At 58.3% G+C, this 12,416-nt stretch carries 8 protein-coding genes; 1 reads left to right on the top strand and 7 read right to left on the bottom strand.

Annotated elements, in window-relative coordinates:
* Window positions 1-64: 64 nt before the first annotated feature.
* Window positions 65-1,726 (top strand): MGH1-like glycoside hydrolase domain-containing protein, encoded by a 1,662-nt coding sequence (locus tag LQZ21_RS03960; RefSeq protein ID WP_411042872.1) that lies wholly within the window; start codon window positions 65-67, stop codon window positions 1,724-1,726.
* Here LQZ21_RS03960 and LQZ21_RS03955 read toward each other — a convergent pair.
* The 7 genes from LQZ21_RS03955 to LQZ21_RS03925 form a co-directional block, all read right to left on the bottom strand.
* Window positions 1,716-3,113 carry a family 4 glycosyl hydrolase gene (locus LQZ21_RS03955; protein ID WP_411042871.1) on the bottom strand — a complete coding sequence of 466 codons (1,398 nt, stop codon included), beginning with the start codon at window positions 3,111-3,113 and terminating at the stop codon, window positions 1,716-1,718. The two genes, LQZ21_RS03960 and LQZ21_RS03955, sit on opposite strands and share 11 nt — an antisense overlap.
* Before the next feature lie 42 nt (window positions 3,114-3,155).
* Window positions 3,156-3,971, bottom strand: coding sequence for a phosphohydrolase (locus tag LQZ21_RS03950; RefSeq protein ID WP_411042870.1), 816 nt, complete (start codon window positions 3,969-3,971; stop codon window positions 3,156-3,158).
* A gap of 64 nt (window positions 3,972-4,035) precedes the next feature.
* Entirely contained in the window at window positions 4,036-5,313 is a 1,278-nt protein-coding gene (locus LQZ21_RS03945) for a zinc-binding dehydrogenase (protein ID WP_411042869.1), read from the bottom strand.
* Between the two features lie 33 nt (window positions 5,314-5,346).
* A complete protein-coding gene (locus LQZ21_RS03940) occupies window positions 5,347-6,846 on the bottom strand; it encodes an FGGY-family carbohydrate kinase (RefSeq protein WP_411042868.1) in 1,500 nt (499 codons plus the stop codon).
* A 12-nt stretch (window positions 6,847-6,858) separates the two neighbouring features.
* The gene (locus LQZ21_RS03935; RefSeq protein WP_411042867.1) at window positions 6,859-8,130 is read right to left on the bottom strand and encodes an SDR family NAD(P)-dependent oxidoreductase; all 1,272 of its coding nucleotides are present in this window, start codon (window positions 8,128-8,130) and stop codon (window positions 6,859-6,861) included.
* Between the two features lie 216 nt (window positions 8,131-8,346).
* On the bottom strand, window positions 8,347-9,696 hold the full coding sequence (locus LQZ21_RS03930; RefSeq protein WP_411042866.1) for a PHP domain-containing protein: 1,350 nt from the start codon (window positions 9,694-9,696) through the stop codon (window positions 8,347-8,349).
* Between the two features lie 18 nt (window positions 9,697-9,714).
* Window positions 9,715-12,171, bottom strand: coding sequence for an alpha-ketoacid dehydrogenase subunit alpha/beta (locus LQZ21_RS03925; protein ID WP_411042865.1), 2,457 nt, complete (start codon window positions 12,169-12,171; stop codon window positions 9,715-9,717).
* Window positions 12,172-12,416: the final 245 nt, after the last annotated feature.

Genomic DNA, 12,416 nt, shown 5'->3' with positions numbered 1-12,416 from the left:
GTATTGAAACAGCCGCTCTTTACAAAGGACCCGGGCTTCTGCTAAACCTATTGCGGAGAACGCGATGGATATGTTAGCAAAACTGCGGGAAACCCATGTTGAAAGCCGGGTAGGGGAGGTGGAGACCAGGACCGGCAGGGCCGCGCTGGATGAATTTATCCGCTCTGGGGTCAAGTTCGCGGCATCCCATCCCAAAATCGAGGGGGTCTACTACCGGGCGGTCCGGGACCTCGCGCGCTGTGTGGTCCCTTCGGCGTCCGGGGGGGGCATGCTGATCGAGGGGGCCGTGTTTCTCGGCGCCTGGCTGGAAAGTACCGGTACCATCAGCGCGGAGCTGCTTTCCCGGTTCTGCCCGGAAGCGGCCCGGCTTACCTTCGAACTTTTCGCGGATTTTCAGCGGGAAGACGGCCTTATCCCCTATAAGCTCCTCCCCGGGGGGCCCAATTTCAGGCAGGTCCAGATGGTCAGTCCCCTGGCCCGGAGTGTCTGGAACCATTATTGTCTGCACGGGAACAAAGGGTTCCTGGAGAAGATGTACCGGGCCATAAGCCGCAACGACCAATGGCTGGAAAAATACCGGAACACCCGGGGAACGGGCTGCGTGGAAGCCTTCTGTACCTTTGACACCGGCAGCGACGCCTCTCCCCGGTTTTGGCAGGTGCCGGACACCCCCTATGGGGGCGACCCCGCCCGGTACGATCCGGATTCGCCGGTCCTGCCCTTCCTGGCGCCGGACATGACCGCCAATGTGTACTGCCAGCGGAAGTACCTGGCCCTCATGGCCCGGGAATTAGGCATACCGGATCCGTCCTGGGAGGCAAAGGCCCGGCAGAGCCGGGAAAGCCTCATGCGCTATTGTTACGACGAGACCGATCATTACTTTTATGACCGGGACCGGCATGACCGCTTTGTCCGCATCCAGAGCGATACCCTCATCCGGGTGCTGGCCTGCGAAGCAGGGGACGACGCCCTCTTTGAGGACGCCCTCAGGCGCTATCTCCTCAACACGAAGAAGTTCTTCTGCCGCTACCCCATTACCACCATCGCCATGGACGAGCCGGGGTTCAGCCAATCCTTCCAATTCAACAGTTGGGCCGGGCAGGTAAGCTTCCTCACCCAGATCCGACTGCCCCATGCGTTCGACTACCATCACCGGCCGGTGGAGCTGACCTGGATCCAATACCCGATTATCGCCGCCCTCTCCCGGTTTGAAAAATTCCCCGGAAGCCTCGACGCCTGGCTTGGTCACGAAGGGTATGGGGAAAACTACACCCCCACCATGCTCTGCGTCCTGGATTACCTGGAGCGGCTCAGCGGGATCTTCCCAACCCCCGGGGGGGATCTCTGGTTTACCGCCCTGGTCCCCCGGGGGATAGACCACGGAGAATCGGTGGCCGAGGAGACCGGGTACAGCCGTATGGTGGACAATGCCCGCTTTGAATTCGTCAACCAGCGGGAACTTTCCGGGGTGTATAAAAACGGGGAACTGCTCTACCAATTCCCCCCCGGGGTCAGGGTCGTTACCGACCGGAGGGGCGCCCTCCGGGGGCTCATTGGCATGAGCGTCCGGCGGATAACAGGAACCGTGGTGTATCAGGGCCGGAACATCCCCTTCGCCGTATCGGGAAACGAGCGGCTGGAATACTCCGGGACAAGCTTTGTCAGCATTGCCAATCCCGGGGTAATCCCCCCCAACTACGGCGAACCGGACACCCTTACCCTTTAGCCAGGATGAGGGGGCTGCCGGGGGTGAGGGTTTTGGCGGTCATGGCCGCGAAAAGCTCCCGGGCCTGGTCCCGGCTCAGGGTCTGGATCGAATAGTCGTTCAGGAAGACCCGGAAGGCCTTTTCCGCATCCCCGGCAAAGGCCGCCTCGACCATGCCCTCCTGGTTGTAAACGTGGTGGAGGGTGATATTCCTGATCTCGCTGGGAAGGCCCTTGCTCACCAGGGGCTGGATGTTGTCCCGGGAGAATTCCGCGTTGGTCTCCACCACCGGCCCCCGGGGGAAGTCGGGCATCTGGCCTTGGTTGGGCAGGTTCACGTTGGTAACCAGGTTCCCCAGGCCCAGGAGGGCCTTCACGATCCGCAGCCCCTCCTCCCCGGAGTTAGCCGGCGCCAGCTTTTCCCTGCCGTCCCGGTAGGCCGCGGCCTTTTCCTCCAGCTGTTTCCGGTTTTCGATCCGGTAGGAAACCGGGGTCAGGCGGTACTTCCACTCCCGGACCTGTTCTGGGCCGGCCATATACCAGGTATGGGGGCAGAATTCCGCCAGGTGCCGGTCCCCCGCGGCGGCGATAAGGCCGTAGCGGCGGAACAGGTCCAGCTTAACCCGCTCGGCGGAGCTGAAGTAGTCGTTCTGCCAGTTCTTTTCCCCCGGCGCCTCAAAGCCCGGGACCGCGTATTTTTCGGCGAATTCGGCGTAATAGGGGAAAATATCCACGTTCTTCCAGGATGCCCGGTCAATCCAGGTAAAGTGGTTTATCCCCAGCACCCGGGTCTTAATCTCCTCCCGGCCGGCGGTCCCCGGGGTAACTACCCCGGCCTCTTCCAGCACCGTCCGCAGGAGCTTCTGGGTGTGAAACACTTCGTGGCAGCATCCGAAGGCCTTAATCTCCGGGAATTCCTGGTAGAGGGTCCGGGTACAGATAGTCATGGGGTTGGTGTAGTTGAGGACCCAGGCATCGGGGGCCCAGGTCCTGATTGCCTGGGCGATCTCCCGGAACAGGGGGATGGTCCTCAGGGCCCGTATGAGCCCCCCGGGACCGACGGTGTCCCCCACGGACTGGTAGATGCCGTATTTTTCCGGTTCGTGGACATCCACCGCCATCTTCTCAAAATCCCCGGGAAGGATAGAAATGAAGACAAAGTCGCTCCCGGTCAGGGCCTCTTCCAGGGAAGAAGCGGCCGTAAAGGTCCAGCGGCGGTCATTGTTTTCCGCCATGACCCGGTTACCGATAATCTCGTTATCCCGGGCCGCGGATTCCTTGAGGTCGTAGAGGTGGATGGTCCCGGCAATTTCCTTTTCAAAGGCCAGGTCCTGGATCAGCACCCAGGCCCAGTTCCGGGAACCGCCGCCGATATAACAAATTTTTATCTTATCCAGGGCGGTGTTCATAAGATTTCCTTTTTTTTCAGCATAACGATTATCGTGAAGTTTTTATAGATACCGTTTGGGTTCCTTGTCGTTTTCCTGGGCGTATAGTTCAATATACCCCTTGACGGTACTGGCGGCGATTTTTCCCAACAGAACCTCCTCCACCTGGAAAAGCCCCACCTCGCCGGACATGGCCACGTCGATGCGGATGGGCTTTTCCTTCCCCGCGGAGATCCGCACCTGCTCTATGGAATTGGCGGAATATTTGTGAATATCTCCCACCCGGGGGAGGTTTGCCAGGGCTATGGGGATCCGGGCCCGGCCTTTTTCCATGTCGCAGCCGTCGGCCACCAGGATCACTCCCGCTTCCAGGGAATGGATGAGCCGGTTCCCCATGTGTCCGCTGATGGATTCCAGGGCTATGGAACGGACCGAAACCCGCAGCAGTATATTATCCGGATATATCTTTTGGAGCAGCCGGTCTATCAGGGGGGCGGCCAGGTAACTCCCGTGAATCTCGTGGTCCTGCCGTCCCATGGTCATCCCCACGTCATGAAGAAATCCCGCCGTCAGCACCGCCACCAGGCTGTCCTCAAAATCCCCGGAATCTTCCCCTTCAAGGGTGGTTTTGATCTCCGCCTTTCTCAGTAATTCCATCATCCGCAGGGTGTTCAGGGCCACCGTGCGCATGTGTACCGGGCCATGGTCATTGTACCCCAGCCGTTTAATGGAAACCGTATTGGCGTAATCCTGCATGGCCCGTATTTCCTCGTCCCCCAGGAGGAATTCGGCGGCCTTGACCGCCTTCCCCGAAGGGGACAAATTCGTAACGGCGGTCAGTATTTTTTTATTCAAAGACAATTCTTTTGATGATCGCATACCTTTACTATAGTATATAAAAGCAATTTAACCATCAACCAACCCGCAGGATAGAAATAAACCCCTAGATCTCCGGGGCGTTTTCCAGCAGATAGTTTTCCGCTTCCCGGTTCCACAGGCCCTGATAGCGGCCGCAGATCTCCGCGAGTTTCGCGAAGAAGGGGTCTTTTTTGCCCTTTTCCGCAAAGTCGCTTATGGCGGTAAGCTCCAGTTTTTTGTGGGTGTAGATGAGTTTTTTGCCCCCGGGGATCTTATCCAGATCGATGGTGGTCCGGGCCGCCGAATCCAATCCCCCCACATGGGTAATCATAAAGACCGGGTTGAGTTCTCCCCTGGCCATCATGGACAGGGATTCGATGAGATCATCGGTATTCCCCCCGGAGGTTCCCACGATGTGGTGGGATTCGTAGTGTACGTTATAGAAGTTAAAGGATGCGGAAAAGGCGGTATCCGTGGGTCCGGCAAAAAAGTTAAGACAGCCATCCTTCCCCAGGAGCCGGTCCCCCAACTCCAGCACCGGCTTGACCGGGGCAAAAACAAATACGTCGTCGTAGAGTTTATCCCCATTCAGGGACTTGAGCTGCGCCACGGGGTCCGCCGCATCCTTGGTGTTCACATAGACCAGTTCCACCCCGTTCTTTTTCGCCTCCTCCACGGTTAAAAGCTGGGCGGCCCGGGCCAGACGGGTTTCGTCGATATCGGTCACCACCAGCCGGGAGGGCTTGCGGGGATTGTGGATGGCGTAATCAATGGCCCCCAGGCCCATGGGGCCCACCCCCGCCAGCAGGGCCAGGGAGCCCCCTTCGGTAATCCCCATGGCGTGGACATAGGACCCCCCCTTGGTATGATACTGGGCATGGAAGGCCCCCACAATACAGGAAACCGGTTCCGCCAGGGAACCCATATAATAATTATCCCCCGGATAGTCCAGGAGGCAGCCCATTTCCATTACCTCCCGGGGGATGATGATGTAGGTGGCGTCCCCCCCGATGTATTCATAGGAATACCCCGGCGCCCAGAGGGTCCCCGCCCCGTCGGGACCGGGGTAGTTAAGGGCCGGCTGGATGGCAAATTTCGCGCCCGCCGTAAAGGTGTCCGCCCATTTGGCCCCCACCTTTTCGATAATTCCGCAGAATTCGTGGCCGATGATGATGGGCTGTTTGGTCAGATCGTACCGGACCCGTTTGTGTTTTTCCCCCTGCATGGCCAGCTTGTGGCTGGACATACAGATCGAATCGGATATTACCCTGGCCAGGATCTCGTCTTCCTTAATTTCGGGAAGCTCAAATTCCTCCAACCGTAGATCGTTAACGCCGTAAATGCGTACCGCTTTTGTTTTCATGGTTCCTCCTCTCATTGGGACCGCAATTTTTTGTCACCCGGTATAGCGTAACCAGGCTTCCCGGTAGGGGAATAAGGCGGGAATGGAGCTTTTGGCCACCTCCTTATATTCCACCTCAAAATCATTGGACAGATCCGCCAGCGCCTTTCTCGTCAGGGCCATTTTGGCGGTCATGGCCGCCCCCAGGGCGGTAGCCTCGGCTATGTCGGTAAGAAACACCCGGTTGTCCGGGAGGCTTGCCGAAACCAGGGCATTGTAGGCCTTGTTTTGCCGGAACCCCCCCTCGGTGAAAACCTCCACCCCCGGCGTCAGGCCGGTCCGCTCCAGGGCGGTGAGGGTCTGCATCACCAGGGAGATCCGCAGCGCCGCAAAACCGTTTTCGTAATCGTTAAAACAGGGGGGAAGGGCCCTTCCCCGGCTGATGTCTTCAAAATGATACTCCTTCCCCGCTTCCACGATCCGGGGCTTGGACCGGGGAAACTGGCCGGTTCCGGCGGTAAGCTCCGGCAAAAGAAAGCAGTTTTTCTTTTCCAGGATGGAGCGGTACCGCCCCTCATCGTAGGGCGGAAGGTCCTCCCGTTTATGGAGGGCCATCAGGATTTTGGACCAGGTCTCGAATTCCTGACCCCCCAGGAAAATGGCGGTTTTTACCGGCCCCCGGAAGGCGGAAATGTTAAAAAAGACCACCTTGCCCAATTCATCCGGGGCAAAACCATAGTGTTTTACCGGGTTCATGAGTACGCACCAGGTCCCGGTGGAATTGAGGATAAACCCGGTCTCCCCCTTTTTGGTGAAATGGGGGAGCAGGGAGGAATTGGAATCGTGGATCCCCAGGGTAACGATGGTATCCCGGGGAAGGCCGGTTTTTTGGGACACCTCTTCGGTGATGGTCCCCAGAACATCCCAGGAATTGTTTAGTTTTCCCGGTATCAGGGAAGCAATGCCCAGGCCCTCCGCCACCGACGAGAGACGTCCCGCAACCTGGTCCCAGAGGTAGCTATGGCAGCCCATATAGGTGCCTTCTATCCCGGTTTTACCGGTAAACCGGTACCCCCAATACTGGGGGTATAAGAGCAGATGGGCCGTCTTCTGAAATTCATGGGGGAATTTTTCCTTGGCGAAAAAAATGCCCTTGGCGGTGTTGATCATGGCCTTGAGGTAGGGGGTCCCGGTGCGGGCCTGGAGATCTTCGGGGCTTCCGAATTGGGCATAAAACCGTTGGTGGAATTCTTCCCCCGGTTCATGGGTGTAATAGATACAGGGGATCGACGGTTTGCCATCCCCACCGACGGCGGTAAAGGTGGCCCCGTGGGTGGTAACCGCGATGGCCTTAATGGGGTAGGTCTTGGCGGCCTCCGCCAGCCGGCTGATAAACCACCCTTCCATGGCCTCCAGGTCATGGGCCTCCAGGCCGTCGATATCCCTGGGCGGAAAAACCCGGTAGTGGGCGTCTACCTGGGTAAGGGCATCATCGTAAATCGCTACCTTTTTATTGGTCATTCCGATATCGATTACCGCGATAGCGTATTCCATCCCCTCCCTCCTTTAGTGCAGCATGACCTGTCCGCCGGTTACCGGAACCGCCTGACCGGTTTCATACTCCTGTTCCACAATATAATAGATCGCCCGCATCACGTCGGGCCCGGTACACCCCCGCTTCATGGGTACCTTGGATTCGTAAAAAGTCTTGACATCCTCGATGGTCCGTGCCCCCGGAACCTTACCGGCCCGTAAATATTGGACAAAAAGCCCTTTTTCCGGATCCGACCAGAGGGGACCGTCGAAAAAATTACCCGGACAGATGGCGTTTACCTTGATGTTGTATTCCACCAATTCCAGGGCAAAACTCTCCGTCAGCCCCAAGCCGCCGAATTTTCCCCCCGCATAGGCCCCGTTTTTATTGGAACCCTCAAGACCCGATTTGGAGTTGATCTGGATGATATCGGTTTTCCAACTCGGGGCGGTACGGTACTGGAGCCGCAAAAGCCGGCCCGCATATTTTGAGATGAGGAAAAACCCCGTATAGTTTACATCGGTGACAAATTTAAAGCTCCCCAGATCCTGTTCCAGGAGGCTTGCCGCCTTGAGGACCCCGGCATTGCTGATACAGAGGTCCAGTCCCCCCGCGGTCTCCACGACCCGGCGGAACATCCCCTCCACCGAGGCTTCGTCGGCTACATTAACCGCCACCGCCAGGGCCGCGGTCCGCTTCTCGGCGGCGTTTATCCTGGCGGCCAGCTTTTCCGCCCCGTCCAGATTGAGGTCGGCGATAAACACCAGGGCCCCCGAAACAGCCAGGGCCCGGGCGATTTCTTCCCCAAACCCCTGGGCGCCGCCGGTCACCAGGGCTATCTTGTTTTTAACCACCTCACCCCGGCTTTTGGCGTTTGACCGGGGATCGCTCAGCCCGTCATTCTGGGGGATCCGTTCTTCCAGAACGGAAATATCTTCCTGCTCGGCCCGTTTCCGGACGGTATCCAGATCCCGGTCAATCCAAAATACCACCTCGGGGTTGTCCTTAATATGGATAACGATACAGGCGGGATATTTTTCCACCGTCGCTTTTTGGGTAATCGCCTCCGCCCCGGAGGGGGCCATTTCAAATTCCCAGGCGGCATAGGCTTCCTGCAGGACCAGGGCGGCGGCTTCTTCGTCCAGCCGATCCTCCTTGAGGGCGGAGCCTAATTCAACGGTAAGGACCTGGGAGGAAACCGCCTTACCGATGGATCCGGAAATAACCACCCGGGACTGCTGGGAAACCCCAACGCACAGCCCCCGGACCAGGGGCGCCAGACGGGTACAATCAATAGAACTCATAAAACCTGCCTAATTTGAGGCGGTTTCAAAATTATGGTCCCCCGGACCATAATTTTGAAACTACCCCCTTTTTAATAAAACAGCCTCAAAACATGACATTTTAAGGCAACATATAGTATAGCCTATCTTCCAATCCCTTGTAAACACTAAATATACCTTCTTCGCCTTTGTGGTCGAATTCTTTTTCTTTCTTCCATATATTAGGCATATAAGGTACTAACCCCGCATCAGGCGGGCCGCGATTTTGGCCGCCGACTCCTCGGGCCGCAAGAGATCCAAGGACCGCCCTTCGGCGGCGTAACGGGCCAGCCGTTTTCCCAGGGGTTCTGCGGCCAGGGGATTGGCCGGCGAAAAGAGCCCCAGCGCCGGGTTCACCGAGGCGAGCCGTTCATGGGCGATGAGGGCCCAGGTGGTATCCGTCAGGTGCCGGAATTCGGGGAATAACACCTCGGGACAGTTAAAGGACTGACGGGAACTGTTAATATCCACCCCGGAGATCTCCATAAAGCCTTGCTCCCGGCAGAGTTTCTGAAGGCCCAGGAGCTGTTCCCGGGTATTCCGGGGGGGCATATAGGTAAGCGCCTGGTACCCCCGCCGGACCAGTTCATCGAAAAGCTCCTCGATATAGGAATCCTCGAATTTTTCCGCCCGCTTGTCCCCGGTGGGGGATTCGCCCACATCCCCCAGGTAGGCGTAGGCGGGAATGGCCCCGATGGAACAGGCGAATTCCGTCACCTTTTCCGCGGGGATACACTCCTTTTCGCCGGGCTGAATAAAAATCCGGGGAAGCAAGCCGGATTTCAGGACCCCGATGAGATCGAAAAGGTAGTGGGGATTATCCCCTGCCCCCAGGAGCCCCGCGATTTTTGGGGAGGGTTCAAGGCCGAACCGGGTTTTAAGCTTTTCCGCCAGGGCCGGACCCTTTCCGTCGGTTTGGATGAGTTTTTCCGCCATTGCCGCCAGGAGGTGCCGCTCGGTAATGCCCCCCCCCTCGGCGGCCTTGGAACGGTTCCAAATATCCTCCTCAAAATCCAGGGGGGGAAGCCCCGCCTCCCGGAAAAGCTCATTGGCGGAAGCCGTCATGGCCCGGGTGCGGAGGAGCCGTTCCGCCTGGATGGGTTTGAGAAAATCCCGGACTACGGGGATAGCGGGCCGGGGTATGCCCTGAACGGTCATATATACCAGGCCCTCCGAATCGGGGTTGTTGATCTTCCGGTGGGCAAAGGGCCCCGGCTTCCCGTCGGGCCCGGTCTTAAAACTCACCCGGACCTCAAAACCCACGCAGCCCCCGATCCCCAGGACCGCGCAGGCGGCGAGCATCTCCTCCGCAGCGGCTATGGAATCGTGATCCACGGAGCCCGCCGCTTCCAGCCCCGCGTCCCGGGCCTTGAAGGCCGCCATGCAGGGGGTATAGGGGCTAAAACTGTAGATGGTGTGGATATGGTTGTTGATCTCCCCGGTTTTTTTAATTATCCCCGGGTTTTTCCCTTCCAGGTCCTTAAGGGCGGCCAGCCGTTCCTCCCCCCCTATCCGGGGATCATTTACCGGGGCTATGGGGTCTTTCATAATAAATCTATTCCCATATTATACCCCCTGCCGGTTTCGCCGCTGTAAGTCCAGGGTGGTCTGTACCGTTACCGGGGTATGTCCCGGCAGGGGCAGGATCCGCTCATGTACCGCGTCGATGATCCAGTCCACCTGGGGGAAGTAGAGCTGTTCCATCTCCGCCGCCGGGGTGATCCAGTTCCGGCTCCCCACCACCGCCACCGGGGCGTCCAGGTAATCAAAGGCAAAGGTCTGGATATTGCTGGCCACGGTGTGGAGGAAAGACCCCCGTTCCGCGGCGTCGCTGGCGAGGAGGATCTTCCCGGTTTTTTTCACCGATTCGACGATGGGGTCATAATGTAAGGGATTGATGAACCGGAGGTCGATCAGCTCCACCGAGAGGCCGTAAGCGGCTTCCAGCTTCTTCGCCGCCTCCGTGGCCTTGTAGAGGGTCGCCCCCAGGGTGGCGATGGTCAGGTCTGTTCCGGGTTTCCGGATGACCGGTTCCCCCTCGGGTACCTCGTAGTAGGTTTCGGGGACCCCTCCCTTCTCAAACTGTTCGCTCATGTCGTACAGGAGCTGGCTTTCAAAGAAGATCACCGGGTCCGTCCCCCGCAGGGCCAGGTTGAGCATCCCCTTGGCGTCGTAGGGGGTGGCGGGGAAATAGGCCTTGAGCCCCGGAATATGGGCGGTGAGGGCCGACCAGTCCTGACTGTGCTGGGCGCCGTACTTGTTCCCCACCGACACCCGGATGGTGAGGGGCATCTTGAGGAGCCCCGCGGACATGGACTGCCATTTGGATGCCTGGTTGAAGATCTCATCCCCGGCCCGGCCCATAAAGTCGCAGTACATCAGTTCCACCACCGCCCGGCCCCCGGACAGGGCATACCCCACCCCGGCGCCCACGATGGCCCCCTCGGAGATGGGGCTGTTGAAAAGCCGGTGATAGGGCAAAAGCTCCGTGAGCCCCCGGTACACCGCAAAGGCCCCTCCCCAGTCCCGGTTCTCCTCTCCCCAGGCGGCCATGGTGGGGTCGATGGCGAAACGGTGGGCCAGGGCTTCAAAAAGGGCGTCCCGGTACTGGAAGGCCTTGTTTTTCGATACCGGCTTCCCGTCGGGGTCAAAGCCGTACCGGGCCTTTCCCGCCAGGGCCTTTACCCGGGGGTTTTCCGCCAGGGGCTGGGACAGTTCCGGCTCCCGGTCCTCCAGTTTTTCCACCTTACCGTTGGAGAACATCACCGATTCGATAAAGGCCCCTCCCAGCCGGGGAGAAACCTCATCGTTTACCGCCAGTTTTACCACCGCCAGGAGCTTTTCCTTGAGTTTCGCCCCCAGGGCATCCAGCTCGTTCTGACCGGCGATCTTGTTTTCAACCAGGTAGTTTCCGTAGGACGCAATGGCGTCGGCGTCCTGCCAGAGTTTTATTTCCTCGGGGCTCCGGTAACTCGAAGCGTCCGAAGGGGAGTGGCCCGAGATCCGGTAGGTCAGGGTGTCCAGGAGTACCGGCCCCTTGCCTGCGAGGAGCAGCTCCTTCTTTCGGGAGATCGCCTCCGCCACCGCCAGGGGATTGTAGCCGTCCACCCGCTCGGCGTGCATGTTATCGGGGTTAACCCCGGCGCCGACCCGGGCCATGACGCCGTATCCCATGGTTTCCCCCGAGGTTTGCCCCCCCATGCCGTAGAAGTTATCGAAGAAGTTAAAGAGGATGGGCGGCGCCCCCCCGGCTTCCTGGGGCCAGAGGGTATGGTACTGGTCCATGGCGGAGAGCATCATCGCCTCCCAAACCGGGCCGCAGCCCATGGAGGCGTCCCCGATATTGGCGATGACGATCCCCGGCTTCCGGTTGATCCGTTTGTACAGGGCCGATCCCGCGGCGATATCCGCGGAGCCCCCCACGATGGCGTTATTGGGCATGGACCCGAAGGGGGTGAAAAAGGCGTGCATGGACCCTCCCAGGCCCCGGTTAAACCCCGCCTTCCGGGCGAAGATCTCCGCCAGGGTACCGTAGAGGACGAAATTCTCCGCCAGGTCCTTAATCCCGTGGTAGGGGATCTTTTCGGTGGCCCCCAGGGTTTCTCCCCCCAGGAAGTCCTTCATGATGGCTTCCAGCTTCTTTTCGTCCAGCTGCCACACCGCGGAATAACATTTGGCGAGAATCTCCCCGTGGCTCCGGTGGCTTCCAAAGATGTAATCATCGGTGGTGAGGTTCACACACTGACCCACCGCGGAAGCCTCCTGCCCCATGGAAAGATGGGCCGGCCCCTTGTGGTTGTATTCGATACCCTGCCAGGCGCCCTGGGTTTTAAAGGTATTGAGCATGGTTTCAAATTCCCGGATGGTCGCCATGTCGTACCAGATCCGGATGAGCTTGTCCTTGCCGTAACGGCTCAGCTCCTTTTTTATATCGCTTTTGTATTGATTAACCGGAATATCCTTGATTTTGAGGATCTCCGGCTTCCGTACATCCTGAGGATTTACCACTATCGATTTAGGCATCTTTCTCTCCTGTTATAATAAACATAAATTTGTAATCGTCTTGTCTCTTCTATATTACTTCATATCACGCAAGGGTCCCAAGGAGAAATTTTAACCACGAACCTCACAAACCACACGAACAGAAACAAAGACAAATTGGCGTTTTCACCGGTAGTTCTTTCCTGCTTTCCCACGAACAAAGAAGAGAATTCAGGTATAAATTCCGGAATATCGAAGCAAAAGTTCGTGATGTTCGTGTCGTTCGT

Origin of the sequence: Treponema sp. TIM-1 (assembly GCF_046533115.1) — a bacterium.
Classification (GTDB): domain Bacteria; phylum Spirochaetota; class Spirochaetia; order Treponematales; family Breznakiellaceae; genus JAIRMO01.
This window is presented reverse-complemented; position numbering and strand designations above follow the sequence as displayed.